The organism is Methylorubrum sp. Q1 (assembly GCF_004683995.1).
Taxonomy (GTDB): domain Bacteria; phylum Pseudomonadota; class Alphaproteobacteria; order Rhizobiales; family Beijerinckiaceae; genus Methylobacterium.
This window is the reverse complement of the sequence record NZ_SRHQ01000008.1, coordinates 171,865-198,672: the sequence shown is the minus strand read 5'-3', so window position 1 is coordinate 198,672 and position 26,808 is coordinate 171,865. Positions and strand designations below refer to the sequence as shown.

22 protein-coding genes and 1 tRNA gene are annotated in these 26,808 nt (G+C 67.4%); 8 read left to right on the top strand and 15 right to left on the bottom strand.

The annotated features are described in order from the left end of the window. Positions 1-292: 292 nt before the first annotated feature. The 5 genes from E4V01_RS10335 to E4V01_RS25670 form a co-directional block, all read right to left on the bottom strand. Positions 293-1,336 (bottom strand): sulfate/molybdate ABC transporter ATP-binding protein, encoded by a 1,044-nt coding sequence (locus tag E4V01_RS10335; protein ID WP_135298285.1) that lies wholly within the window; start codon positions 1,334-1,336, stop codon positions 293-295. A gap of 4 nt (positions 1,337-1,340) precedes the next feature. After that, entirely contained in the window at positions 1,341-2,243 is a 903-nt protein-coding gene (gene cysW, locus E4V01_RS10330; RefSeq protein ID WP_060768382.1) for a sulfate ABC transporter permease subunit CysW, read from the bottom strand. Then, a complete protein-coding gene (cysT, locus tag E4V01_RS10325) occupies positions 2,236-3,090 on the bottom strand; it encodes a sulfate ABC transporter permease subunit CysT (protein WP_135298284.1) in 855 nt (284 codons plus the stop codon). The genes cysW and cysT overlap by 8 nt, the downstream gene beginning before the upstream one ends. Positions 3,091-3,094: 4 nt before the next feature. Next, a complete protein-coding gene (locus E4V01_RS10320; protein ID WP_060768380.1) occupies positions 3,095-4,162 on the bottom strand; it encodes a sulfate ABC transporter substrate-binding protein in 1,068 nt (355 codons plus the stop codon). A 212-nt stretch (positions 4,163-4,374) separates the two neighbouring features. Continuing rightward, positions 4,375-4,521: a hypothetical protein gene (locus E4V01_RS25670; RefSeq protein WP_193763186.1), complete on the bottom strand. Its 147-nt coding sequence runs from the start codon at positions 4,519-4,521 to the stop codon at positions 4,375-4,377. A gap of 277 nt (positions 4,522-4,798) precedes the next feature. On the opposite strand from E4V01_RS25670, the gene E4V01_RS10315 reads away from it, so the two are divergent. Both E4V01_RS10315 and pip read left to right on the top strand, forming a co-directional pair. Next, positions 4,799-5,092 (top strand): hypothetical protein, encoded by a 294-nt coding sequence (locus E4V01_RS10315; protein ID WP_135298283.1) that lies wholly within the window; start codon positions 4,799-4,801, stop codon positions 5,090-5,092. A 307-nt stretch (positions 5,093-5,399) separates the two neighbouring features. Beyond that, positions 5,400-6,341, top strand: coding sequence for a prolyl aminopeptidase (pip, locus tag E4V01_RS10310; RefSeq protein WP_135298282.1), 942 nt, complete (start codon positions 5,400-5,402; stop codon positions 6,339-6,341). Between the two features lie 134 nt (positions 6,342-6,475). Here the strand turns inward: pip and E4V01_RS10305 are convergent, their stop codons facing one another. Next, complete coding sequence (locus tag E4V01_RS10305; RefSeq protein WP_245517496.1) at positions 6,476-6,760, bottom strand: hypothetical protein; 285 nt, start codon at positions 6,758-6,760, stop codon at positions 6,476-6,478. A gap of 126 nt (positions 6,761-6,886) precedes the next feature. On the opposite strand from E4V01_RS10305, the gene E4V01_RS10300 reads away from it, so the two are divergent. Further along, positions 6,887-7,306, top strand: coding sequence for a cupin domain-containing protein (locus E4V01_RS10300; protein WP_060768378.1), 420 nt, complete (start codon positions 6,887-6,889; stop codon positions 7,304-7,306). A gap of 3 nt (positions 7,307-7,309) precedes the next feature. Here the strand turns inward: E4V01_RS10300 and E4V01_RS10295 are convergent, their stop codons facing one another. The 3 genes from E4V01_RS10295 to E4V01_RS10285 all read right to left on the bottom strand — a co-directional run bounded on the left by E4V01_RS10295 (position 7,310) and on the right by E4V01_RS10285 (position 10,421). After that, entirely contained in the window at positions 7,310-7,945 is a 636-nt protein-coding gene (locus E4V01_RS10295; RefSeq protein WP_135298281.1) for a cyclic nucleotide-binding domain-containing protein, read from the bottom strand. Between the two features lie 106 nt (positions 7,946-8,051). Continuing rightward, positions 8,052-9,380, bottom strand: coding sequence for an NAD(P)/FAD-dependent oxidoreductase (locus tag E4V01_RS10290; protein ID WP_135298280.1), 1,329 nt, complete (start codon positions 9,378-9,380; stop codon positions 8,052-8,054). 87 nt (positions 9,381-9,467) lie between these two features. Beyond that, positions 9,468-10,421, bottom strand: coding sequence for a kelch repeat-containing protein (locus E4V01_RS10285; protein ID WP_135298279.1), 954 nt, complete (start codon positions 10,419-10,421; stop codon positions 9,468-9,470). 160 nt (positions 10,422-10,581) lie between these two features. On the opposite strand from E4V01_RS10285, the gene E4V01_RS10280 reads away from it, so the two are divergent. The 3 genes from E4V01_RS10280 (at position 10,582) to E4V01_RS10270 (ending at position 12,686) form a co-directional block, all read left to right on the top strand. Continuing rightward, the gene (locus E4V01_RS10280) at positions 10,582-11,307 is read left to right on the top strand and encodes a sulfate transporter family protein (RefSeq protein ID WP_060768375.1); all 726 of its coding nucleotides are present in this window, start codon (positions 10,582-10,584) and stop codon (positions 11,305-11,307) included. 284 nt (positions 11,308-11,591) lie between these two features. Next, entirely contained in the window at positions 11,592-11,846 is a 255-nt protein-coding gene (locus E4V01_RS10275) for a hypothetical protein (protein ID WP_135298278.1), read from the top strand. Between the two features lie 766 nt (positions 11,847-12,612). Continuing rightward, positions 12,613-12,686, top strand: a tRNA-Gly gene (locus tag E4V01_RS10270). A gap of 180 nt (positions 12,687-12,866) precedes the next feature. Here the strand turns inward: E4V01_RS10270 and E4V01_RS10265 are convergent. The 6 genes from E4V01_RS10265 to E4V01_RS10240 all read right to left on the bottom strand — a co-directional run bounded on the left by E4V01_RS10265 (position 12,867) and on the right by E4V01_RS10240 (position 22,822). Further along, complete coding sequence (locus E4V01_RS10265; protein ID WP_135298277.1) at positions 12,867-13,997, bottom strand: FAD-dependent monooxygenase; 1,131 nt, start codon at positions 13,995-13,997, stop codon at positions 12,867-12,869. Between the two features lie 150 nt (positions 13,998-14,147). Next, on the bottom strand, positions 14,148-16,583 hold the full coding sequence (locus E4V01_RS10260; RefSeq protein WP_193763185.1) for a phosphoketolase: 2,436 nt from the start codon (positions 16,581-16,583) through the stop codon (positions 14,148-14,150). Positions 16,584-16,662: 79 nt separating this feature from the next. Beyond that, positions 16,663-17,844, bottom strand: a complete 1,182-nt coding sequence (locus E4V01_RS10255) for an ABC transporter permease (protein ID WP_135298276.1) — start codon at positions 17,842-17,844, stop codon at positions 16,663-16,665. 1 nt (position 17,845) lies between these two features. Continuing rightward, positions 17,846-20,584: a ribosome-associated ATPase/putative transporter RbbA gene (rbbA, locus tag E4V01_RS10250; protein ID WP_135298275.1), complete on the bottom strand. Its 2,739-nt coding sequence runs from the start codon at positions 20,582-20,584 to the stop codon at positions 17,846-17,848. Between the two features lie 7 nt (positions 20,585-20,591). After that, entirely contained in the window at positions 20,592-21,623 is a 1,032-nt protein-coding gene (locus E4V01_RS10245) for an HlyD family secretion protein (protein ID WP_135298274.1), read from the bottom strand. Beyond that, positions 21,620-22,822: an acetate/propionate family kinase gene (locus tag E4V01_RS10240; RefSeq protein ID WP_135298273.1), complete on the bottom strand. Its 1,203-nt coding sequence runs from the start codon at positions 22,820-22,822 to the stop codon at positions 21,620-21,622. Before E4V01_RS10240 ends, E4V01_RS10245 begins: the two co-directional genes overlap by 4 nt. 847 nt (positions 22,823-23,669) lie before the next feature. Here E4V01_RS10240 and E4V01_RS10235 point away from each other — a divergent pair. After that, entirely contained in the window at positions 23,670-26,057 is a 2,388-nt protein-coding gene (locus E4V01_RS10235) for a glycoside hydrolase family 65 protein (protein ID WP_135298272.1), read from the top strand. Then, positions 26,041-26,787, top strand: coding sequence for an HAD family phosphatase (locus E4V01_RS10230; RefSeq protein ID WP_135298271.1), 747 nt, complete (start codon positions 26,041-26,043; stop codon positions 26,785-26,787). Before E4V01_RS10235 ends, E4V01_RS10230 begins: the two co-directional genes overlap by 17 nt. The last annotated feature ends 21 nt before the right edge of the window (positions 26,788-26,808 follow it).

Below are 26,808 nucleotides of genomic sequence, written 5' to 3'. Positions count from 1 at the left end.
CAACCCATCCGACCCCAAGCCCGCTGGCCCAAACGCCCGCGGGCCGTCCGTCGTTCACGACACCCGACACCGACACCGCACTCACCGCACGGTCGTCCCCGCAAAGCCCGACGGGAAGGGGAGGGGGGCTTTCACCCGAGCAGCCCCTTCCTTCGCTCGCTCGCCGCTTCACCGCGAGCCGGGCCGACGGGAAACTCAGCGATTCAGCAAGAAGCCTGCATCGCGATCTGAAGAGCAGGACGCGGGCCGGCAGGATCGACAGCCGGAGAGGACAGACTCTCCGGCGGCTGACTCACGGAAACACATGTCCGCCGATGATCCGCAGGCCGACCTCGCGGCCGGCAGCGAGACGGGCCGTGTCGGCGGCTTCCACCACTACGACTTTCGCGCCGGGGCGGTCGATCTCGATCCGCTGACGCCCCTGCGTTCGGTACGAGGAACGCACCGTCCCGGTGAGATGGGCGGTGTCCGGTTCGGCGAACTGGAGCTGCCACGGGCGAGCATAGAGCTTGACCGGTCCGACCAACCCCTCCGCAGCGGTGAGCGGCGTGGGCCTTCCGTTCACCAGAACCTGTCCGTTCTGTGCGATCGCTTCGACCTCGATCGTATCGCCGAGAAACTTGAGCACCGTCGGTGAAACGGGGTTCTCCTGCACCTCATCCGGCGTGCCGACCTGTTCCAGGCGGCCGCGGTCGAGCACTGCGACGCGGTCGGAGAGTTCGAGTGCTTCGTCCTGGTCGTGGGTGACGAAGATCGTGGTCTGCCCGGTGCGGTCATGAATCTCTCGGAGCCAGCGGCGCAGATCCTTTCGCACCTGCGCGTCGAGCGCGCCGAACGGCTCATCGAGCAGCAGAACGCGCGGCTCAACCGCGAGTGCGCGGGCGAGGGCAATGCGCTGGCGCTGGCCGCCGGAGAGCTGGCTCGGATATCGGTCGGCAAAGCCGGAGAGCTTGATCAGGTCGAGCAGATTGCCGACGCGGCGTTTGATCTCGGCCTTGTCCGGTCGCTCGGAGCGCTTCCGGGCGTTGAGCCCATAGGCGATGTTCTGTGCCACCGTCATGTGCTTGAACAGGGCGTAGTGCTGGAAGACGAAGCCGACGGCGCGCCGCTGCACCGGCACCTGCGTGGCATCGTCGCCGCCGAAGATGATCCGGCCGCGATCGGGGAAGTCGAGCCCGGCGATGATGCGCAACAACGTGGTCTTGCCCGAGCCCGAGGGGCCGAGCAGCGCCAGCAACTCGCCCGCCCGCACGTCGAGCGTGAAGTCGTGCAGCACCGCCGCCGTCTCGAAGGTCTTCGAGACGTCCTCGATCCGGATCGCCGTCGCCGTTCCCACCAGATCAGTGGCGGCGTGCCCCCGCCGCGATATCGTCGGCGTAGCGCCATTCGAGGACGGATTTGACGGCGAGGGTGACAAGAGCGAGCCCGGCAAGGAGAGAGGCGACGGCGAACGCGGCAACGAAGTTGTACTCATTGTAGAGGATCTCCACGTGCAGCGGCAGCGTATTGGTGAGTCCGCGGATATGGCCGGAGACGACCGAGACCGCGCCGAACTCGCCCATCGCGCGGGCGTTGCAGAGCAGGACGCTGTAGAGCAGGCCCCAGCGGATATTGGGTAACGTCACAGTCCGGAAGGCGTGCCATCCGGAGGCGCCGAGGGTGAGGGCCGCCTCTTCCTCCGCCGTGCCCTGCTCCTGCATGAGCGGGATGAGCTGGCGGGCGACGAAGGGGAAGGTGACGAAGATCGTCGCGAGCACGATGCCGGGCACCGCGAAGATGATCTGGATGTCGTGCTCGACGAGGAACGGGCCGAACAGGCCGCGCGAACCGAACACCAGCACGTAGATCAGCCCGGATACCACCGGCGAGACCGAAAACGGCAGATCGATCAGCGTGACGAGGAGGTTCTTGCCGCTGAACTCGAACTTGGCGACGGCCCAGGAGGCCGCAACCCCGAAGACGAGGTTGAACGGCACGGCGATCGCCGCGACGATCAAGGTCAGACGGATCGCGGACTGCGCGTCGGGCTCGGAGAAGGCGGCGAGGTAGGCGCCCCAGCCCTTGGCCAGAGCCTGCGCGAACACCGTGAGGAGCGGCAGGACGAGGAAGAGGCCGAGGAAGGTCAGCGCGACCGCGATCAGTATCCAACGCACGATCCGCCGCTCGGTGACGACGCTCGCGGGAAGCCGCAGCGCTTCGTGTGGCGGCGGCGTGCCGGGGCCTTGCGCCAGCGCTTCAGACATAGCCGAATCTCCGCCGGCTCCAGGCCTGGATCAGGTTGATCGCGAGCAGGGTCACGAAGGAGATCGCCAGCATGATCACGGCGATGGCGCTTGCGCCCGCGTAGTCGAATTCCGAGAGCTTGATGACGATGAGCAGCGGCGCGATCTCCGAGACATAGGGCAGGTTGCCCGCGATGAAGATGATCGAGCCGTACTCGCCGACGCCGCGGGCGAAGGCGAGGGCGAAGCCGGTCAGCACCGCCGGGATCAGCGGCGGCAGCACCACCCGCGTCAGCGTCGTGATCCGTGAGGCGCCGAGGATGGCGGAGGCTTCCTCCACCTCCTTGTCGATCTCGGCGATCAGCGGCTGCACCGTGCGCACGGCGAACGGCAGACCGATGAACACCATGGCGATGAAGATGCCGACCGGCGTGTAAGCCGCCTCGATACCGATTCGGGCGAGTTGCGCGCCGACGAGCCCGTTGGGTGCGTAGAGCGAGGCGAGGGCAATGCCGGCCACGGCCGTGGGCAGGGCGAAGGGCAGATCGACCACGGCGTCGGCGAGTTTGCGGCCGGGGAAGTCGTAGCGGGTCAGCACCCAGGCGACGATGCCGCCGAAGACCGAGGCTGTGAGCGCGGCGAGCAACGAAACGCCGAAGCTCACGCGCAGCGCGCTGGCCACGCGCGGATCGGTGGCGACGTCCCAGATGCCGGACAGGCCGAGACCTGACGCCTTCACCACGAGGGTGGCCAGCGGCAGCAGCACGATCAGGCTCAGGCAGGTCAGCGTGTAGCCGAGCGTGAGCCCGAAGCCGGGAATCACGCTCCTCTGGCGGAAGCGACGCCGAGGTTTCACGGGCTCGCCCATGCGGTCAGCGCCCGGCCCGGCTCAACTGGTCGAACAGGCCGCCATTGTCGAAGTTGGCCTTCTGGATCTCGTCCCAGGAGCCTTGCAGATCCTCGATCTTGAACAGCTTGATGTCGGGAAGTTGCGCGAGATCCTCGGGTTTGGCCGCCTCGCGCTTGATCGGGCGATAATGGTGCTTGGCGAAGATCGCCTGTGCCCGGTCGCCGTAGAGGAACTGGAGATAGGCTTCGGCCTGCTTGCGGGTGCCCTTCTTGTCGACGTTGGCCTCGACCAGGGCGACCGGCGGCTCGGCATAGATCGAGGTCGGCGGCACGACGATGTCGAACTTGTCCTTGCCGAACTCCTCCAGCACGAGGAAGGCCTCGTTCTCCCAGGTCGGCAGCACGTCGCCGAGGCCGCGTTGAGCGAAGGTCACGGTCGAGCCGCGGGCGCCGGTGTCGAGCACGGGCACGTTCTTGTAGAGCGAGCCGACGAAGGCATTGGCCTTCTCCTTGTCCCGGCCGTCCCGCTCGTAGGCGTAGCCCCAGGCCGCGAGGAAGTTCCAGCGCCCGCCCGCCGACGTCTTCGGATTCGGGGTGATGACCTTCACGTCGGGCTTCGCCAGGTCGTCCCAGTCCTTCACGCCCTTCGGGTTGCCCTTGCGGACGAGGAACACGACGGTGGAGGTGTAGGGCAGGCCCTCGTTCGGGAGCTTGGTGCGCCAATCCGCCGGGATCTTCTTCGAAATCTTGGCGATGGCGTCGATGTCGGAGGGGATGCCGAGGGTCACGACATCCGCGGGGATGCCGTCGATGACGGTACGAGCCTGCGCGCCCGAACCGCCATGGGCGGCGCGCACGGTGATCGTCTCGCCGGACTTCGCCTTCCACTCCTCGGCGAAGGCCGCGTTGATCTCGCGGTAGAGTTCGCGCGTCGGATCGTAGGAGACGTTGAGGATCTCGCCCTGCGCCTGGGCGCTGCCGGCGGATGCAAGGCCGACGGCCATCGCGAGACCGAGAAGGACCGCGCGCCGATAGGGTACCGCGCCGGGCTTGATCGGATGTCCGTCGAACACGTCGTCTCGCCTCCACATCGCGGGCTTCGACCCGCCTATGGTGAGGAAGTGTTCGTTTTAAAGAACGATGTCAAGCGCAGTGCCACGTTCGGTGGTTGAGCCTCGGTCCGAGAAGAGTGTCGCACACAGATCAACTGAGATGAATGTTCTCCTTGGCGGTGGCGTTATAGAGGGAATTTCTATCGCAGAACGTTCTTTTGAAAGAACGTTTTCGAGGATGGACTCCGGCGTCAGGCGGAAGCCCACTCGAGCGCCAACCAGACGCCGCGGGCGATGATGAACCACCACGTCACCGTGACAGCCAGGGCACCGAGAAGGCCGAGGGCCGCGAAGCGCCGCTGGAACGGGCTTAGTATGAGTTCGAAAGTGCTCTTCATCGCGGGAGGTCTTCTCATCGCGTCGGTGGTTCGGTCTCGAAAGGGATGCCCGCCGTGCCGCGTCGGCCGTGACGGCGTGCCAATGCGGAACATTCGGTGCCCTGTCGGGTCCTCTCGCCCCAGCCGTGGCAAGTGACGAACCAGGGTTGCAACGACTCCACTGTCTCGACCGAGCGTGCCGCCGCGGGACCATCGCACCGGGCTTCGGATTTGCAGCGATGCGGAGGATCGTCCCGATTTCGGACACTCCGATCGTCCCACGAGAAAGCTTTTGGAAATGTCGTTGCCCAACCTCGCGAAGAACGCCTCGGACCGCGACGTGCAGCCGATCCTGTTCGGATTGCTTGCGGACGGATCCGGCGAGGCGCGCTTCGCCGGCGCCGGCACGCCGATCGAGCCCGTCGGCATATCGGAGGCAACCCGGTTCTCGCCTTCCCGCGATTGGTACGGACGCTGGGCGGTGCAGCCCCTGCACGGCATCCTGAAGTCGGACGCGACGCGGACGGACCGAGTCGTATGCCCGGAGGATATCGTGATCCTGGGCCCGCATCGGCACGGCCGGCGCTTTTGAGGTACCACCGCCGCGCTCGAGCATCGTGCTGGAAATCAAATCCAGGACGAGGCTTTAGGCTCTTGTTTTCGCATCAACTTGTCCCGAAAGCCGGAGGCCACCTTTCGGGATGATGCTCTATGCGCCGCGCGTCGCATTCCTTAAGCTCGGACCATGGAGAATCACGAGCTACGCGAGTCGCGGGCGGCCCTCATTCTGATGGGCGTGGCCGTGCTTGCCGTGTTGCTGTTCGGAGCCGTGACGCTGATCGTGCAGGCGGCGGGATGAGCGAGGCGGTCGATCCGCCGCTCCGGGCAGAATGGTGAGCATGCACGACAAGTCGCGGGAGTCGGCCGCCTTTGGGCATGTCCGTGTTCCGAGTGGGCACGAAATCTACTGGGAGACATCCGGCAGCCCGACCGGCAAGCCCATCGTCTTCCTGCATGGCGGTCCCGGTGCGCCTCCCCTGTCCGGCGGTTACCGTCGTCAGTTCAATCCGCTCAAGCACTATGTCGTCGGTATCGACCAGCGCGGATGCGGGAGAAGCCGACCGCTCGTGATCGATGCACTCGATCGTCTGCATGAGCAGACCACACAGGCTCTCATTGCCGATATCGAAGCCGTCAGGGTCCACCTTCGGATCGAGCGCTGGGCGGTTGCCGGAGTCTCATGGGGCACGACCCTCGCTCTGGCCTATGCGCAGGCTCATCCCGAGCGGGTGACGGACATGGTTCTCGTTGCCGTCACGACGACGAGCCGGGACGAAGTCGATTGGATCACCGAAGGGATCGGACGGATCTTTCCGGAGGCGTGGCAGCGTCTTGCCGCAGCATCCCGGCAGCGGGATGGCGAACGTGTCGTGGACGCGTATGCCCGCCGACTTTCCTCCGAGGCGGAAGCGGACCGAGTCCAGGCGGCCCAGGAGTGGATCGCCTGGGAGAACACTCATGTCTCACTCGGCCCCGATTGGTCGCCGTTAGCGTTCGCCGACCCTCGGCAGGCCATGGTGTTTGCCACTCTCGTCACCCACTACTGGTCGAACGATGCCTTCCTTCACGGCGAGCATCGGCCGATCGAGCGCATGCATCGCATCGAGACGATTCCCGCAACGCTGATTCATGGGCGCAGGGATATCAGTGGACCGGCAGCAGCGGCATGGACGCTTCATCGGCGCTGGCCGGTCAGCCGGCTGCATATCGTCGAGACGGAGGGGCATGGAGGCCCCCGGATGATGGCGCTCATGCGGGAGGCTTGCGAGGCGTTTGCCTGAGCGCTCCGGCCCGTCGCTGAGTCCGATGCCGACGAGAGCCGTATCCGCCCTGACTACATCGGGCCGGCGACTCTCGGTCTTTGTCTCAACGCGCGTTCTTTCGCCGAACCGGCGTCGCTTCGTCGGGAAACGCTCTAGTCCGAAAGCGCACGCAGTTGCTGGTCGAGCGCTTCCAGCGCGCGGGCCTGGTCCGGCTCGGGCTCGGGGCCACTGACATAGGCGAGCGTCACCCGGGCGATGCGCAGAGCCGTCGCGAGATCGCGACCTTCGCGCTGCGCCTGCTCGATCACGGTGGCGACATCCGCCATGACCTGGGCGTTTCCCTCGTATCCGCGCATCATCTCCGGGTCATCAATGTCCGGGCCGCGAACCGTGCGGCGCTGCGAAAACTGCGTGTTGTCCCGAAAGCCGACGATCACCGCTCGGGACGTTGCCCCATCCCTAACATTTTCGACCGGTTGATGAAATGCGTGGGCCGCCGGCCCCTGTGCACCGGCCGCCCGCATAGGCATAATCGCCGCTGGACGAAACGGGGGCACCGCAGAATGGACGAGCAGGGATCCGCCGGCCACGCGGTGTTCGACGTGGCCGAGAGCGTTCGCCGCCTTCCCGACACCGCGGCGACCATGGTGGCCGACCACCGCTTCACCGACAACGAGGCAGCCAGCGCCCGCGTCTTCCGCGTCTACCGGCCGACGCCGCCGCACTATCACACGACCTGCGACGAGTATCTCTACGCCCTCTCCGGCCGCTGCCGGATGCAGTTCGGCGACGCGGCGCCGGTCGAGGTCGGGCCGGGCATGCTCGTGTTCTTCAAGCGGGGGGTGGTACATTCCGTGCCGGAGATTCTGGAGGAGCCGGTGGTGTTCCTCTCCGTCGACACGCCCCGGCGCGGGCCGCGCGACATTCAGTTCGTGGAGGCCGGAACAGGCACGCCCGACAGCTTCATGCGGCAGTCCGACTGACGATCACAGCACGTCGCTGCCGGCCGGTGCGGTGCGTTGCGCTCCTGTCATCTCGGCGGCGCTCTGGAACAGGCGCTCGCTCGTCAGCTTCAGGAAGTAGAAGCCGAATTCGGGGTTCTGATAGTAGAGTTGCTTGACCTCGGAATAGGACAGGCAGCGCGCGGTGCCGGCCTCGACGCAGGCGAGCGAGCCGGTGCGGCGATTGCCGGGCGAGAGCATGCCGAGTTCGCCGACGATCTGGCCCGGCCGGATATCGAGACCGTGTTCGGCGATGCGGAAGCGCCCGCTCTCGATCAGGTACATCTCGTGGGCCGGGTCGCCCTTCAGGAACAGCACTTCGCCGGCCCTGAAGCGGCGGGAGGTGCCGAAGGATTTCAGCCAGTCGAGGGAGAGGTCGCCGGAGGCGGCCCGCTCGGTCTCGCGCACGAGGCGGACCATCTCGTAGAGCCGCCACGCGTTGAACGGGATCTGGATCGCCTCGGTGAGCATCACCGGCACGCTGCCGATCAGGTAGCCGTAGGTGATGACGGCGCAGCTCGCGCACAGGGCCACGATCCGCAGCGGGATCATCGTCCCCATCGCCGAGGAGGCGACGGTGAGCGCCGTCCCGAGATAGCCGATGGCTTCGACCCAGTTCATCGCGTCCCCCCGACGTTCGGCCGGCCCTCGCTCCGGCGGACGCCCATGTGCGTTTGTCGCAGCGGCGGTTCGCCCATCCGGGTGGGGGATGCAAGTGCGGGAGCGCTCAGGCGCTCGCGCGCAGCGGGGCACGATGGTCGGCGAGGGTGTCGGCGACGCGGTCGGCGGCGCGTTGCCCTTCCTCGTAGGCGCCGCCCGCGGTGCCCCACTGCGCACGGGAATTGGCCTCGCCTGCGAACCAGATCCGCTCGCCGACCGGCTCTTGGAGCGTCGTCCGGGCCGCCGCGTGTCCGGGGGGAACCACGGCCCAGGAGCCCCGCGACCAGGGATCGTGCCGCCAAGCGGTCACGGCCGGGATCGCGAGGTCGCCGAGGGCGGCGCGGCCGAAATGCTCGGCCACAACCGCGCGGGCGAGGCGTCGCGCCCCATCGGAGCCGGCCCCGGCGGCGTCGAGGGCGCGGGCCAAGGCGGTGTCCAGCTCGAAATAGTGGAACGGCGTGCCGTCGATCCGGGTCAGCATCCCCGGCGGTTTGCGGCGTCCGCCGACCACGCTGGCGAGTCGATCGCGGCCCCGGAACGGTGCCGAGGGCCAGTGCAGGACGATGTGCTCGTAGATGCCCGATAGAAAACCGTCGATGGCGGCGCGCGTCCGTTCGGGCAGTGGCGGATCGAAGCAGAAGGCCGCCTGGAGCACGGGCATCGGGACCGTGACGATGACGGCCTGCGCGGCGAGCCGCCCACCGTCGGTGAGTTGCACGCGCACGCCCGGCCCCGACCAGTCGAGGCCGGCCACGGGGCATCCCAGTCGGATCGGCAGACCGAGCGACAATCGGGCGAGATAGGCGCCGTAGCCGCCCGCCATGAAGAAGTTGTCGCCATATTCCATGCTCGGCCAGTCGTGCAGCGACACCTCCTCGAGCGGCCGGCCCGAGACCAGGGCGTGGACGCCGGCGATGCGCTCGCGCCAGGGCCCGAGATGGCGGGGCAGGGCGCCGGAGGCCGGCCCGTCCTGCGAGCGGGACGCCGCGCCCGTGATCGCCCGGTCGGCGACGTCGAAGGCGCGGGAGAAGGCAGCTTCCTCATCCGCACGTCCCGGACGCCGGCCGATCCAGAGATGCGCGTGCTGGGCGGCCCGCCGCAGGGGCTCGCCGCGGCTCCGGGCCAGGGCAACGAGGGGGTTGATCGGCCCGGCATGCATCCAGTGCGCGCCGAGATCGATCGCGTGGCCGCGCAGCCGCGTCGTCACCACGCGCCCGCCGACCCGCTCGCGCGCCTCGAGAACCGCCACCGACAGGCCGCGCTCGATCAGCCGCCGGGCCGAAGCGATCCCGGCGGCGCCCGCGCCGATCACGATCACGTCAGGTGCGGCCGGGACGGGTGAGACGCGGGGCTCGACGGTCGGGCGGAAACGGGCGTGCTCGGCGGGAGGGCGCATGGTCTCGAAGCGGATCCGGGAGGGCAGCGGTCCTCATGTCGGCTGCCAAGCCCTCTGCGGCAAGCGCCCTCGGCCGCCCTCCGTCGTTCAGCGAGCCGGCGCGGCGCCGTTCGGATCGAGCACCTCGACGGTTCCCGACCGGTCGCCGCCCGGCCGCGGGCTACCGGTGAGGGTGAAGATGCGGCCCTTGTAGGTCACCGCCCCGAAGCCGTGGCGGGCGGTGGGAAGCCGGGCCAGGGCGCGCCAGAGATTGCCCGGCAGATCGAAGGCCTCGACCTTGTCGTAGGTCCTGCGGTTCGACTCGCCGCCGATGACGAAGACCTCGCGGCCGAGCACGGCGGAGGCGACGCCGCTGCGCGCGGTCGGCAGGGGCGCCGCCTCGCTCCAGGCGTCACGCGCCGGATCGTAGACCTGATTGGCCGAGAGGTTCTTGCTCGAATCGCCGTCGATCCGGCCCCCGCTGGCGACGATGCGGCCCTCCACCGTCTGCACCGCGAGGTGGTCGCGGGGTGTCGGCAGGTCGGCGGCCTTGCTCCACGTGCTGTTTGCCGGATCGTAGACCTCGTGGGAACGGACGTTGCCGCGTCCCGACCCGCTGCCGCCGACCACATGGATCTTGTCGCCGAGCGGCGCCGCCCCGCCCGCGGCCCGTGGGGTCGGCATCGGCGCGCGAGCCTCCCAGGCATTCGCCTTCGGGTCGTACGCCCAGACTTTGTCGGTCGCCTTCCAGCCGTCGACGTAGCCGCCGAACACGTAGATCCGCCCGCCCTGTTCGGCGGCCATGGTGTGGTGGACGGGGTAGGGGAAGGGCGCGCCCTTGCTCCAGCGATCGGTGGCCAGATCGTAGATCAGCAGTTCGGTCGCGCCGTTGTAATCGCCGATGACGTAGGCCTTGCCGTCGAACGCCGCGACCGCGACTTCGGAGCGCTCCGCCGGGGCGGAGCTGGCTCCCGCCCAGGCCCCGACCTCGTGGGCGGCGGCCGGCAGAGTGGCGAGCAGGGAGCCGAGCAGGACGAGACGGGAGAGGACGGGGCGGGCCATGAACGGGGTCTCCGGCATATGTCGTGCGGACAACGCCTCAACCCCGCTCAGGAGCCGCGCTTCGTTAGGGTTTCCCGAAGCCGGGGCTTGCGCCATCCACGCGGAGTGGCGAGAACCCGCCTCGGGTGGGTGCGGATCATCGAGAGGATCGAAGGGCACGATGCTCATCAAGGCCGCTGCCGCCGCCATGCGGCAGGTATTCTCCCCCGCCCTGCGCGGCATCCTGTTCAAATCGCTGGCGCTCACGATCGGGCTGCTGGTGGTTCTGTGGTTCGGCCTGACGCGCCTGATCCAGGCCTTCCAGGCGAGCCACCACATCTCGGCCGACTACCCGTTCCTCGACACCATGGCCTTCTTCCTGGCCGGTGCCGGGCTGTTCGTGGCTCTGGCCTACATCATGCCTGCGGTGTCGATCCTCGTGGCCGGCTTCTTCCTCGACGACGTCGCCGAAGTGGTCGAGCACAGCGATTTTCCTGCCGACACACCGGGGCGTGCCCTGCCGTGGGGGCAGGCGCTCGGCTCGGCGATGCGCTTTGCCGGCCTCGCCCTGCTCGTGAATCTCGTGGCGCTGATCCTCGTCTTTGTGCCGGGGGTGAACCTCTTCGCCTTCTTCGGCGCCAACGCCTACCTCCTCGGCCGCGAGTATTTCGAGCTGGCCGCCGGCCGTTTCCGCTCCCTTCCGGAGGCACGGGCGATGCGCGAGCATCACGGATTCACGGTGATCGCGGCCGGCTGCCTGCTCGCGGGTCTGATGATCGTGCCGATCGTCAACCTCGTGACGCCGCTCTTCGGTGTGGCGCTCATGGTCCATCTCCATAAGGGGCTCGAACGCAGGGCGCTTCCCGGCCCGGCCGAGACCAATCCCCGCCTGCCGAACCGGCGCTGACACGCCGCGCCGACGGACGACAGGACGTACAGCACGCTTGTTCGAGCGAGGTCGGGCGCGGCCTCGCCGAAGCCCATCCGCCGTGCGCGGCATCCTGCTTCGTGGCGTCCGGCAACTGCGTTCCGCGGCACGGGCCGAGGGGCAAACCATGGTTCGGGTTTAATCCCTGACGGTGCGTGTGCCCCGGCACGTCATGCTCAATTTCTATCACCTATATCAGTAATACCAGAGGATAAGGCTGCGCTTTCAAGGCAAAGCGCCGAACGAGCGAAAGTGAAACTGACATGAAGACCCGAGTTGCCGCCGTCGTTGCCGCCATCGTCATGGGCGTCACCGCTCCGGCCTCTTCCGTGATGGCCTTCGACCGGAGCGCCCCCCCGGCCACGGCCTCCGACGTGGCCGTCACGGGTTCCCTCGGCGTTCACGACAGCCCCGCGCACACCGCCTGCCCGATGAGCTCGGCGGCCGAGGGCAATGCGAACCAGCAGAACTTCCCGGTCAAGCAATATGGCCAGACGTCTGGCGGCACGCGCTGCTAGCACGGGGCGCCGAGGCCAAGCTTCGCGAGGCTGTGATATCGTGCAGGTTGCCATTTCCAGTGGAAATTTATCGTCAATACTGGCCGCACTGGACTCACATCTTCGCGAGTCGCGATACGCTTCATCGTTTGGACGCATATTTCTTGTCCTGTCGATGGAATGACTGAGCGTTTCTATCGTTGATGGAATGACTGGGCCTCGATGGCCCGGTTTCTGCCTCTCCCCTCCGCCTGCCGTGCGGTTTGCCATTCCGCGATGACGCGGGGCCGACGCCGCAGGTCGGAGCAACCGACCGTAAGGAGTTGACTGAGCATGCAACTGAAGCCCGTCTCCTACGCCATGATCGCCGTTTTTGCCTGCGGCCTCGTAATGACCTTTGTCGGCTCGATGAACGTGCTGCTCGGCGGCATGTAATTGGCAGAACGGCCAATCGGCACCGTTGTAACGGAGCCGGCGAAGAGCCCGATTATCCTGATCCGCAGACGACCCGCGGCACCGTCCTCCCCGGTGCCGCGGTCCGGCTCTCTGAAGCGATATCGCCCGGCGTTCGATGGAGCCGTCCGGCGTGGGTAGATGGCGGCGACGTCGACGCCTCGGCCGAGGTCGCGGAGCTAAGCCGCAGATCCGATCGGTCGACGCTTTCTTGAGGCGGCATCGGGCCCGTGTCCGCGCTTCTCAAAGCCGCCGGGTCATGCTATCGCCCCACCACGATGCCGCTCCAGCGGAGGCGTGCCGGCAAGCCGGTCGCCTGTCTGAGATGCCATCGGCGGGTGTAGCTCAATGGTAGAGCAGCAGCCTTCCAAGCTGAATACCCGGGTTCGATTCCCGGTACCCGCTCCAACTTTCTTCCCCGATCCGTCGCGTTGGAGCATCGACCTGGATCTCGAATCCAGATCGATGCTCTGGGTTCTTGTCGTTGCATCATCTTTTTCCGAAAGCCGGCAACCATCTTTCGGGACGATGCTCTAGCCATTCCGCCTCTGTCGGAACGGACGGCTCCGGCTTTGCCGCGATCCGGCCTCAGACGGCCGGCGTGCGGAGCGGGCCATAGGTGGTGCGGTAGCTGCGCGGGCCGATGACGGGCAGTAGAACGTTCCTCGCCCAGTCCGGCATCCGCGCCGTTCGCGACAGACGATCGGTCATGGTCTTGACATGTGCGACGCGGGGGCGCCGCAGCCGTTCAAAGTCCGGCCCGACGCGATCCCAATCCGCGCGCTCCGCCAGCAGGCGGGCCAAAACCCCTGCATCCTCCAGGGCGAGCGCAGCACCTTGGGCCCAGACCTGTGCGGTGGCGTGCGCTGCATCGCCCAGCAGGACGACGCGGTCGCGGGTCCAGGCCGGGATGCGAACCTCCTCCAGCGGCGAGTGATAGACGGCCTCCGGTTGCGACAGGACCGCATCGAGCGTGTCGCGCACCAGACGGGGAAAGGGCGCGAAGGCGCCGCGGATCGCGGCCGGATCGGAGCCACGCTCCCGCCCTGCGCTCACCGAGGCCCAGCCATAGGCTTCGCCGCGATCGACCGGAATGAGCAGGAACAAGGCCCCGGCCCCGGCCCACAGCGTCCAGGCCTCGACGCCGGGATTGGGCGTCATGAAGCGCCAGCTCCGGGATGCCAGCATCGCCGCCCCGAGCGTCTGTTCCCCGAACAGGCTGCGGCGGACCGCCGAGTGAACACCGTCCGCCCCCACGAGCAGCCCGCCGCTCTTCGTCGAGCCGTCGGTGAGTGCAGCCGTTACGCCCTGCGGCTCCTGCCGAACGGTGGCGATCTCGACGCCCCGGCGGATGTCGCCCGGAGGACGATCGCCCTGCAACAGGCGCAGCAGGTCAGCGCGGCGCAGGCAATGCGGCTCCGTTTCCGTACCCCAGAACGCGGCCTCGTCCACCGCGAAGAGGAGGCGTCCGCGCTCGGTGCGGTATTCGCGACGCCGCACCGGCGAGCCGACCGCGCGGAGTGCATCCAGCAAGCCGAACTGACTCAGCGCATGCACCGCGTTGCCGGGCAGATTGATCGCCAATCCCGCCTCCGCCTGCACGCCGCGCCGTTCCAGCGTCAGCGAGGGGATGCCGTGCTGGTGCAGGGCCCGCCTGACGGCGAGACCGGCGATGCCGCCCCCGGCGACCAGAACGCGGCCGGCCTGTTGCGTGTCCATGCGCCCTCGTGTCTCTCGTCGCACCCGTCCCCGCGCCTTTGCCGCCGATCTCCCGCGACGCGTCGCAAGGCGTCATCCGTGGATAGGAACCGGATAGACCCGGCAGGGCGCATCGACGCAAGCCCGCCGACCCCGAGCGATCGGCGCCGCTCAGCGCGGGTCTCCGGTTTCGTGGCGCGTCTCGTAGGGCCATTTCCAGCCCTGGATCTCGGGCATGTCCTCACCATGCTCGCGGATGTAGAGCTTGTGTGCGGTCAGGCGGTCTCGGAACTCCTGCTTGGCCCCTGCCGCCCGCGTCACCAGCCCCGGTACCCGGTCGATCGCCTCGATGGCGAGGTGGAAGCGGTCGAGCTCGTTCAGCACGACCATGTCGAACGGCGTCGTCGTGGTGCCCTCCTCGATGAAGCCGCGCACATGCATGTTGGCGTGGTTGGCCCGGGAATAGGTCAGCCGGTGAATGAGAGAGGGATAGCCGTGATAGGCGAAGATCACGGGCTTATCGCGGGTGAAGAGGCTGTCGAACGCGGCGTCCGTCAGCCCGTGCGGGTGACCCCTGTTCGACTGAAGCGTCATCAGATCGACCACGTTGACGACCCGGATGCGAAGGCCGGGAACAGCCTGCTTCAGCAGATCGACGGCGGCCAGGGTTTCGAGCGTCGGCACGTCGCCGGCACAGGCCATCACGACATCGGGCTCGAGTCCGCTCTTGTCGGTCCCGGCCCAGGGCCAGATGCCGATGCCCGCCTCGCAATGGAGGCCCGCCTCGTGCGCGCCGAGCCATTGCGGCTGCGGCTGCTTGCCGGCCACGATCACGTTGATGCGGTCGTAGGTCTTCAGGCAGTGGTCGGCGACCCAGAGCAGCGTGTTGGCGTCCGGCGGCAGGTAGACGCGGACGATGTCCGACTTCTTGTTGGCGACGAGGTCGATGAAGCCCGGATCCTGATGGCTGAAGCCGTTATGGTCCTGGCGCCAGACATGGGAAGTCAGGAGGTAGTTGAGGGACGAAATCGGCCGGCGCCAGCCGAGTTCGCGCGACACCTTCAGCCACTTGGCGTGCTGATTGAACATCGAATCGACGATGTGGATGAAGGCCTCGTAGCAGGAGAATAGACCGTGGCGGCCGGTGAGCAGGTAGCCTTCGAGCCAGCCCTGGCAGAGATGCTCGCTCAACACCTCCATCACCCGGCCCTCGTGGGCCAGACTGACGTCATAGGGCTCGATGTTCTCGATCCAGACCCGGTCGGTCGCCTCGAACACCGCGTCGAGCCGGTTCGAGGCGGTCTCGTCCGGGCCCATGATGCGGAAGTTGCGCGCCTCGGCGTTGAGCCGGATCACATCGCGCAGATACCGTCCGAGCGTGCGGGTCGCCTCGCCGACTTCGGCCCCGGGCTGCGGCACCGGGAGGGCGAAGTCCTGCCACCGGGGACGCCGCAGCTCCCGGCGCAGCAGACCGCCATTGGCGTGGGGGTTGGCGCTCATGCGCCGGTTGCCCTCGGGCGCCAGGGCGGCGAGTTCGGGCCGCAAGCGGCCGGTCTCGTCGAACAGGGTTTCGGGGCGATAGCTTCGCATCCAGTCCTCGAGGACCTTGCGGTGTCCCTCATCGGTCCGGGCGTTGCTGACCGGCACCTGATGCGCGCGCCAGAAGCCTTCCACCCGCTTGCCGTCCACGGTCTTCGGCCCGGTCCAGCCCTTGGGGCTGCGCAGCACGATCATCGGCCAGCGCGGGCGCCGGAAGCCCATGCCGCCGCCCCGCGCCTCGGCCTGGATATCCTTGATGCGGGCGATCGCGCAGTCGAGCGTCTCGGCCATCGCCCGGTGCATGGGTTCGGGCTGGTCGCCCTCGACGAAGAAGGGCTCGTAGCCGAAGCCGGTGAACAGAGACTCCAACTCGTCGTCCCGCATCCGGCCGAGCACGGTCGGGTTGGCGATCTTGTAGCCGTTGAGATGGAGGATCGGCAGCACCGCCCCGTCGGTGACCGGGCTGAGGAACTTGTTCGATTGCCAGGAGGCGGCGAGCGGCCCGGTCTCGGCCTCGCCGTCGCCGATCACGCAGGCGGCGATCAGGTCGGGATTGTCGAACACGGCGCCGAAGGCGTGGACGATGGCGTAGCCGAGTTCACCGCCCTCGTGGATCGAGCCGGGGGTCTCGGGCGCGACGTGGCTCGGGATGCCGCCGGGAAACGAGAACTGCCGGAACAGGCGGCGCATGCCCTCCGTGTCCTGGGCGATGTCGGGATAGACCTCGCTGTAGGTGCCTTCGAGATATGTGTTGGCGACGATGCCGGGACCGCCATGGCCCGGTCCGCAGATGTAGATCGCGTCGAGATCGCGGGCTTTGATCAGCCGGTTGAGGTGGACGTAGATGAAGTTCAGACCCGGTGTCGTGCCCCAATGGCCGAGAAGCCGCGACTTGATGTGCTGCGGCTGAAGCGGCTCGCGCAGCAGCGGATTGTCGAGCAGGTAGATCTGGCCGACCGAGAGATAGTTGGCCGCCTGCCAGTAGCGGTCGATCAGCGTGAGTTCCTCGCCGCCGAGGGAGGCAGACGACGGCGTGGTCCGTCCTTGCAGGGTGGTTGGCTCGGTCACGGCGTATCTCCTGGCTGGCGGGGCAGGATCGGGCGGCCTCTCGGGCGGCCGCCGGAACGCGGGGAGGGCGTGTCGGCGCTCAGTCTCCGAAGATCACGCGGCGGAAGCGGGCGAGGGCGAAGGCGAAATAGACGCTGCCCAGGGTCAGGAGGGCGAGGAGCTGCGGCCAGACGATGGAAAGGTCCGCGCCGCGGTAGAGCACGGCCTGGGCGAGGGCGACGAAGTGCGGCGTCGGGCTCACGATCTGCACGAGATATTGCAGCCAGACCGGCATGCTCTCCATCGGCGTGCTGCTGCCGGAAAGAAGCTGCATCAGCAGCAGCACCGGGATCACCAGCAGGCCGAACTGCCCCATGGAGGTGGCGATGGTGCCGAGCAGGATACCCAAAGCCGCCACGGCGAGGGCGTAGAGGCCCGCCCCGAACAGGAACAGGGCGATGGAGCCGGCGATCGGCACGCCGAGCCACCACTCGACCACGATGAGCAGCGAGAATCCGGCCGCCACGAGGATTACCATCCCGTTGGCGATGACCTTGGCGAGCATGATCTCGACCGGCACCAGCGGCATCACCAGGAGGTGCTCCACCGTGCCCTGCTCGCGCTCGCGGATCAGCGCCGCCCCGGTGAGGATCACCGTCAATAGCGTGATGTTGTTGATCACCTGCATCACCGAGGTGAACCAGCTCGTCTGGAGGTTCGGGTTGAACTTGGCCCGCGTCACCACCCGCACCGGCGCCGTATCGTTGAGTTCGCTGCGGGCGGCGAAGGCAGCGATCTCCTGGGTGATGATGGTCTGGATGTAGACCGAGCCGTTGCCGGCCTGGGTCATGGCCGTGGCATCGACGTCGAGTTCGATCGAGGTCGGGTGGCCGGACAGGACGTCCCGCTGCAGGCGCGGCGGCAAATCGATCACGAAGACCAGCCGGCCGGTATCCATGGCGGGATCGACCTCTTCGGGACCGATCGGAACGACTTTCTTGAACAGCGGCGGGTTGAAGGCGCTCACGATCTGCCGCGAGAGGTCGGAGTGATCCTCGTCGACCACGCCGATGGTCAGGTTGCGCACCTCGGTCGAGGCGCCGGAAGCGACGGAGACGACGGCGAAGGAGAAGGCGTAGACGACGAGGAACAGCATCACCGGATCGGCCCGGATACTGCGCAGCTCCTTGACGATGAGGCGGAACACGTTGGCCACATGCGTGCCGAAGCCGAGCGGTGCGGGGAGTTGGGCGCGAGCGGGGGCCTGGGCGGGAGCGGCCATGTCACACCTCCTGCTTGCGCAGAAGCAGTTGCGACAGCACGAGGAACAGGAACGCGAAGCCTGCCAGCACCGCGATATTGGGCGCGAGTTCGATAAAGGGCAGGCCCTTGGTGAAGGCGCCCGCCGTGACCGGCTGGTACCAGGCCGGCGGCAGCGAGAGTCCGATGATCCGCGCGCTGCCCGAGAGCGAGGCAATCGGCACCAGAAGCCCGGAGAAGTTGACCGCCGGGATGATCGACAGGAGCGCCGTGGCGAAGACCGCCGCGACCTGGGTCTTCATGAAGGTCGAGATGAACTGGCCGAACCCGGTGGTGGCCGAGACATAGAACAGCGTGCCAAGCGCCAGGGCGATGAACGAGCCCTTCACCGGAACGTCGAACACGATCAGCGCGACGAGGACCAGCAGCAGGAAGCTGATCATCGCGATGCCGATATAGGGAAGTTGCTTGCCGACCAGGAACTCGAACTTGGTGACCGGCGTCGAGCGGAAATTGGCGATCGACCCCGTCTCCTTCTCGCGCACCACCGCGATGGCCGACATGATGGCGGGGATCAGGATGAGCAGCAGCATCATCACGCTCGGGACCATGGCGTTGACGCTGCGGAAGGCCTGGTTGTAGCGGAAGCGCGTCTCCACGCTCACGGTCCTGCCCGTCGCCGCGGCGCCCGTGCGCTCGATCGCCAGCTGCTGAGCGTACTGGCTCGCCAGCGAGGTGACGTAGCCCCGGCTGGTCTCTGCCCGGAACGGCATCGCCCCATCGAGCCAGACGGCGACTTCCGGCACCCGGCCGGCCTGGAGGTCGAGGCCGAACCGGGGTGGGATCTCGAGGGCGATCTGCACGCTACCGCTGCGGAAGCGCTCGTCGAGTTCGGTCGCGGAGCGGATCGGTGCCTGTTCGCTGAAGTAGCGCGAACTGGTGAAGGCCTCCACGAGCTGCCGGCTCTCCGGGCTGTTGTCCTGGTCGAAGGCGGAGAAGCGCAGGTGCTCGACATCGAATGAGATGCCGTAGCCGAAGGCGACCATCAGCAGCATCGGGCCGATGAAGGCGAAGGCGATGCGGATGGGATCGCGCAGCAACTCCATCGTCTCGCGCCTTGCATAGGCCCAGAGCCGGCGCGGATCGAACAGGTGGCGATGCGGTGCAGGCCGAGCGGCGGCGGCGGGCAGATCCGCCGGCGGCCCGGCCGGTTCCTCCCGGTCGATGCCGGCGGCCTCGGCGAGATAGCCGATGAAGCAATCCTCCAGCGAGTCGCTGCCGCGCTCGCGCACGAGGTCGGCGGGCGCATCGACGGCCAACACCTTGCCGGCATGCATGAGCGAGATGCGGTCGCAGCGCTCCGCCTCGTTCATGAAGTGGGTGGACAGGAAGATGGTGACGCCCTCGTCGCGCGAGAGGTCGATCAGGGTGCGCCAGAAGGCGTCGCGGGCGATGGGATCGACGCCCGAGGTCGGCTCGTCGAGGATCAGCATGGCCGGCCGGTGCAGCACGGCCACCGCGAGCTGCAGCCGCTGCTTGATGCCCAGCGGCAGGCTGTCGGGCCGGGCGTCCTTGACGGGTTCCAGCTCGTAGCGGTCGAGCAGTTCCCGGATCCGCGCCGGCCGGTCGTGCGGCGGCAGATGGTAGAGCTGGGCGTGCAGTTCGAGGTTCTGCAGCACCGTGAGCTCGCTGTAGAGCGAGAAGGCCTGGGACATGTAGCCGACGTTGCGCCGTGTCTCCATGTCGTTGCTGCCGACGGGCCGACCGAACAGCCGCGCGGTGCCCTCCGTGGCCGGCAGGAGGCCGGTGAGCATCTTCATCGTCGTGGACTTGCCGCAGCCGTTCGAGCCGAGAAAGCCGAAGATCTCGCCGCGGCCGATGCGGAAGCTGACATCGTCGACCGCGGTGAAGCTGCCGAAGCGCCGCGTCAGGTGCTCGGCCTCGATCGCCGGCTCCGCGTCGAGCCCCGGCGGGCGGGGCCGCAGCACCACCGCCTTGTGCTGCGCCTGCTTCTCGGGCGGAAGGAGCGCGATGAAGGCCGCCTCCATGTCCGGCTTGGCCGTCCGCTCCAGCAGCTCGGCCGGGCTGCCGCTCGCGATGACCTTTCCGTCGTCCATGGCCACCAGCCACTCGAAGCGCGAGGCCTCGTCCATGTAGGCGGTGGCGACGACGACGCTCATGCCGGGCCGGCGCGCCCGGATCGAGCCGATCAGATCCCAGAACTGTCCCCGCGAGAGCGGGTCCACGCCGGTGGTCGGCTCGTCGAGGATCAATAGGTCCGGATCGTGGATGAGGGCGCAGCAAAGGCTGAGCTTCTGCTTCATGCCGCCGGAGAGCTTTCCGGCGGGCCGTGCCTCGAAGGCTTCGAGGCCGGTCGCGGTGAGCAGGTCGGTGATGCGGGCGCGCCGCTCGCGCTGTCCCTGTCCGAACAGCCGGCCGTGGAAGTCGATATTCTCGAAGACGCTGAGCGTCGGGTAGAGATTGCGGCCGAGTCCCTGCGGCATGTAGGCGATGCGCGCGCCCTGCGCCGCGCGGTGGCGCCGCTCCGCCATGTCGCCGCCAAGCGCCAGAACCTGGCCGGACTGGATCCGGCGCACCCCGGCGACGAGGGCGAGCAGGGTCGATTTGCCGACGCCGTCCGGCCCGATCACCCCCACCATGCGCCCGGCCGGCAGGCCGAGCGACACAGCGTCGAGCGCGATCGTCCGACCGTAGCGGTGCGAGACATGGTCGAGCCGGGCGATCTCCGCCGCGTCGTTCATGCCGGACTCACGGCAGCTTCACGGCGAGGTCGGGCGGCCACGCGACGTTGCCCTTGATGCGCACGAACCCGATGCCGCGCACGCCGGTCTTCACCCGCTTGCGGTAGGTCTTCAGCACCTGCGGATCGATCTGGAGCTTGATCCGGAAGGTCAGCTTCTCGCGCTCCTCCTCGGTCTCGACGCTTTTAGGCGTGAACTGCGCATCGGCGGCCACGAAGCTGATCGTCGCCGGCACGACGTATTGCGGAACCGGATCGAGGATGATGCGGGCCTCGTCGTTCAGCGCGAGCGGCCCGGCCTGCTCCGCCGGCAGGTAGATCGTCATGTAGACGTCGGCGAGGTCGAGCAGCGTCAGGATGCGGGTGCCGGCACCCACGACCTCGCCCTCCCGCGCCAGCCGGTACTGCACCCGCCCGTCGCGGGGCGCCCGCAGCACGAGATCGACCAGCACGGCCTGCAGCCGCTGCACGTCGGCCTCGGCGCTCTGCACGGCGAACTTGGCCTGATCCTCCTGCGCCTTGGCGGCGTCGAGCCCCGCCTTGGCCGCCTCGGCCTTGGCCTTGCGCTGGTCGAAGGTCTGCTTGGTCATGTAGCCCTTGCCGACCAGCTCCTTGCCGCGGTTGTAGTCGGCGTCGGCGAAGGTGAGGTCGCTGGTGCGCTGGGCGATCAGGGCGACGGCCTCGGCCAGGCTCTTCTTGGCCCGCAGCACCTGAGCCTGAGCGCCGCGCAACTGGGCCTCGGTCTCGGGGGAGGAGATCGTGGCGACGACCTGCCCTGCGCTCACCTCGTCGCCCTCCTTGACGAGGAGCTTCGAGATTCGACCCGCATATTTCGCGGCGACATCGACCTGCGTCGCCTCGATGCGCCCGTTTGACTTGGCGATGCCGTCCGGCATCTTCTGGCCGCGCAGACGGTCGATCAACTGCTTCAGGCGCGATTGCGCGAGGGAGGGCGGCGGCGCCGCGACGGCGAAACCGGTGGCGAGCAGGATCGCAAGCAGGGCCCCGCGCGCCCTGGGGCCCGGCCTCGTCCGCCTCATGCCCTCGCCCCTGGTGCGATTCGATCCAGCAGACGCATCGTGTGTTTCGCGATCATGCGCTCTTCGTCGGTCGGAATGACCCAGATCTGCGCCCGGCTTCCCGATGCATCGAGTCTTGCGACGCCCGAACCGTTGGCGTCATTGCTCAGGATCAAACCGGCCCAACTCAAATCGGCGATGACGCGCTGCCGGATCTCGGGCGCGTTCTCGCCGATCCCGGCCGTGAAGACGAAGGCGTCGAGGCCGCCGAGCGTCACGGCAAGGGCGGCGGCGGCTTGCGCGACGCGCCGGCAGAAGAAGGCGACCGCGAGTTCAGCCTCGGGCCGGTCGCTCGCCAGCAGCGTCCGCACGTCATTGCTGAGGCCGGACAGGCCGAGCAGCCCACTCTCGTAATAGAGCATGTGCCCGACCTCGGCCGGCGTCATGCCCCGATGCTCGATGAGATGCAGCACGACGCCGGGATCGAGCGCACCGCAGCGCGTTCCCATCGGCACGCCGTCGAGAGCGGTGAAGCTCATGGTGGTTTCCTGGCTTCGGCCCTGCTTCAGCGCACAGAGCGAGGCCCCGGAGCCGAGATGGGCGATCACCACGCGCCCCTCCGCCGTTTCCGGGGCGACCTCCTTCAAGCGCCCGGCGACGTATTCGTAGGACAGGCCGTGGAAGCCATAGCGCCGCACGCCCTCGTCATGAAGGAAGCGGGGAAGGGCGAAGCGATCGGACAATTCCGGATGGCCGCGATGGAAGGCCGTATCGAAACAGGCGACCTGCGGCAGATCGGGCCGGCGCTGCCGCAAGACACGGATCGGATCGAGGTTGCCGAGCTGGTGGAGCGGCGCCAGCGGAATGAAGGTTTCGAGCCTGCGCAACACGGCGTCATCGATCAGCACCGGCTCCGCAAAGGCCGCTCCGCCATGGACGACCCGGTGCCCGACCGCGACGATCGTCGTGTCGCCGAGATGGTGCACGAGCCAATCGGCGAGATGGTGCTGGGCGGCCGAGGCATCGGGCACCGCGTCGGCTTCGAAACGCCGGTCCTCCAAGAGGGCACCGCTCCCGTCCGTCACCCTCAGCGCGGGCGTGCCGCCGATCCCGCTCATCCCCCCGCTCAGGCTGAGCGCGAGATCGGCGCCCTCGATGCGGTAGAGCTTGAACTTGATCGACGAGCTGCCCGCGTTCACGACGAGGATGCTGTCGCGCATCTCAATTCCACGCCGGAGACGTGTCATGGGAAGGCGGAGCGACGGCTGTCGCGATCGACGGCCTCCTCGCAATGCCTCGTGAACGACGGTCGTCGACGTGTCCGGCCTGCGAGATACAGGATCGCATTCAAACTCTTCCCTCTATCGACCGCCTATCCAATCGGGTGAGCCGCTGTCGGCCCAAGATGGCTGAAGGAATAAAAATCTCCTGAAGCTGCCAAATGATGATCTTGCGCCTCTATCGAGAGCGTGTTGGTGGATTGATTGCCAATTGGACCCGATAACATTTGATCAATAAACGACATTTCAGGCATGAAAGGCCAATGCATCTGTCGTTCAACACTGACAGGCCGGTCTGGTTGCGCTGGTTTGCTGCGATGGTGGGCCTAAATCTGTCTCGATAGCTGTCCGGCGCGGGAACCGACTTGGCGCAGCCTGCATTTGCAAAAGCGCAACGGATTCTACCTCGACTGTTGCGCGAGCATTGTAACGGCCTTCCCTGAATCGGGGGGAGCATCCGGTTGGTAGTCCGACAGGTCACTTGTCGACGAGAGCAGCAATCGTTTCGCCGAACACTGGTCTCGCCGCTTCGACGGACACGCGCGCGCTTGGCCGAACTGGAGACCGCGTCAGCGCGCAAGAAAAGGCGACAACAGAGGCTTGATCCCATCGATCGGTCCGAGGTGATCGGTCACGACGCGAGAGCACCTGAAGCCGTCGCTGTGCCCTTGGAGATCATGGCCACGGCTGAGGCCATCCCGCTGCATCCGGCGCCGGAGCGACGCCATCGGCGCTCAAACGGTAGCGCGACGGCGAAATCCCCTAAAACGGAGAGAACGGACGACCGATGCTGCGCCCGCGCCTCATTCCGCCCGCCGACATGTTTCCCCCGAACCCATGGGCAATCGATGCCGTCCGCTACGATGGCCGGATGGCGCGCGAATTCACCGGGCAGGCGGAGACGATGTTCGCTCTTTCGAACGGCTATCTCGGGCTGCGCGGGGTCACCGATGAGGGGATGCCGGTCCGTGAGGCGGGCACCTATCTCAACGGCTTCTACGAGTATCGCCCCATCGTCTACGGCGAGCGCGCCTACGGTTTTCCGACGCGCGGGCAAAGCATCCTGAACTGTCCCGAGGGGACGGTTCTGAAGCTTTCCGTTGACGACGAGCCCTTCACCCTCCCGGAGGCCGAGATCCTCTCGTATCGCCGGATCCTCGACTTCAGGACCGGCACTTTGAGCCGGGACGTGTCGTGGGTGACGCCGGCGGGCAAGCGCCTGAATCTGCGCACGCTCCGCCTCGTCTCCCTCGCGCATCGCCACCTCGCCGCGATCGCCTACGAACTCACGGCCGAGAACGCCGAGGTGGCGGTGGTGATCGCGTCCGAGTTGCGGAACGATCAGCCCCTGGCCACCGACACCAGCGATCCCCGCTTGGCGGAGGGGTTCGTGGGGCGTGTCCTGCATCCGACCGGAACGCAGTCGGAGGCGCTGCGCTCGATCCTCAGTTATCGCACCGGAAGTTCGGAGCTGGTGCTCGGCTGCGGCATGGACCACGTCGTCACGGCCGATTGCTCCCTCGCCGTGCGCGCCGCCTGCGACGACGATCTCGCCACGGTCGTCCTACGCGGCGTTCTCGCGCCCGGTGGGGCGATCCGCATCCAGAAATACCTCAGCTACCATTACTCCGGCAGCGCGGCGCCCGAGAAGATCCGCTCCCAGGTGGCATGGACGCTGGACCGCGCAGTCGAGAGCGGCGTCCCCGCGATCCTCGCGCGCCAACGGCGGGACATGGACCGCTTCTGGGAGCGGGCCGACGTGGCGGTGGAATCGGCCAGCCCGCGCACGCAGCAAGCAATCCGCTGGAACCTGTTTCAGTTGATGCAAGCCTCGGAACGGGCGGAGGGGCACGGCATCGCCGCCCGCGGACTGACCGGGCGGACCTACGAGGGACATTACTTCTGGGACACCGAGATCTACGTCCTGCCGTTTCTGATCTACACGAATCCGCTGATGGCGCGGAGCCTGCTCAAGGTCCGCTACGACATGCTCGACAGCGCCCGCGACCGCGCCCGGGAACTCGGGCAACGCGGCGCGACCTTCCCATGGCGGACCATCAACGGGCGCGAGGCTTCCGCCTATTACGCTGCGGGGACGGCGCAGTATCACATCAACGCCGACATTGCTTACGCGCTTCGCAAATATGTGGAGGTGAGCGGGGACGTGGATTTCCTGTGCCGCTACGGCGCCGAGATCCTCATCGAGACCGCGCGCTTCTGGTGCGATCTCGGGTTCTTCTCCGAGCGGATGAGCGGCCGCTTCTGCATCCACGGGGTGACGGGGCCGGACGAATACACGGCGCTCGTCAACAACAACTGCTTCACGAATCTGATGGCCCGGGAAAACATGCGCTACGCCGCCCAAACCGTGCGGATGCTGCAGCGCGACCACCCCGGCATCTTCGATGCCCTCGCCGGCCGCACCGGCCTCGATCCGGACGAGCCCGATGCCTGGGATCAGGCGGCCGAACGAATGTACCTCCCCTACGACGAGGAGCTGAAGGTCCACCCGCAGGACGATACGTTTCTCGAACTGGAGAAGTGGGATTTCGCCGGGACACCGGAGGAAAATTACCCACTTTTGCTGCACTACCACCCATTGAACCTCTACCGCGCGCAGGTGATCAAGCAGGCCGACATGGTCATGGCCATGTTTCTGCTGGGCGAGCAGTTCACGCCGGAGGCTAAAAAACGGAACTTCGCGTATTACGACCCGCTGACCACCCACGACTCGTCTCTGTCCGTCTGCATTCAGAGCATCGTCGCGAACGAGATCGGCCTGCGGGAGAAGGCGTTCCATTACTTCAACTTCGCCGTGGCGATGGACATCTCCGACATCGGCGGAAACATGAAGCACGGCGCGCACATCGCGGCCATGGGGGGCACGTGGCTCGCGCTGGTCTATGGCTTTGCCGGGATGCGCGATACGGGTGGGCGCATCACCTTCAACCCCCGCCTGCCCGATGCATGGACGCGGCTGAGCTTCACCCTGACGGTGCGCGGCCAGACGATCCGGGTCGCACTGAGCCACGACTCCGCCATCTACAGCCTGCTGGCGGGCGACGGCTTGACCCTCTGGCACGTCGACGAGGGCGTTTGCCTGTCGGGAGCGGAACCTTCGGTTACGAGAGCGATCCGCAAGTCAGCCGGGGGCGCCCATGCCCCCGAGACATGATGCCGTGCCCCGGATGCTGCGTGCGGTGATCTTCGACGTCGATGGTGTGCTGGTGGATTCACCCCACGAGCAGGCGTGGCGCGAGGCCCTGACCGGGTTCGCCGACCCGGCCGGCTTCACCACGGCCTTCTATCAAGCCCATGTCGCGGGCAAGCGGCGCCTGGAGGGCGCGCGGACCACGCTGGAGTGTCTCGGCGACGCCGAGGCCGCCGCCCACGCCGCTGCGTTTGCCGAGAGGAAGCAGGCGGTGATCGAACGCCTCATCGCCGAGGATCGCTTCACAGCCTTCCCGGATGCGATTCGTCTCGCGGTCGCGCTGCGGGATACCGGGTTGCGCACCGTGCTCGCCTCGTCCTCGAAGAACGCCGACGCGATGCTGGCCCGCGTGGCCCTGCCCGACGGGCGCACGCTGCTGTCGCTCTTCGATGCGGATGTCAGCGGACGCGACGGGCCGCGCGGCAAGCCCGACCCGGCCCTGTTTCAGCTCGCTGCCAAAGCCGTGAACGTGCCGCCGGTCCGGTGCCTCGTCGTAGAGGATGCGCCGGCGGGGATCCGGGCGGCGCAGGCCGGCGGAATGGCCAGCCTCGGCATCGCCCGCCTCGGCGACGCGGCCCTGCTGCGGGCGGCCGGTGCCGACCTCGTCGTGACCTCCCTCGACCAGCTCGATGTCGCCGCCTTGGATCGCGGGATTCTTTGCACCCGATCCGTCGAAGCGGCGCGCGACCCGTGAGCGTCACCGGCAGCGCGACGT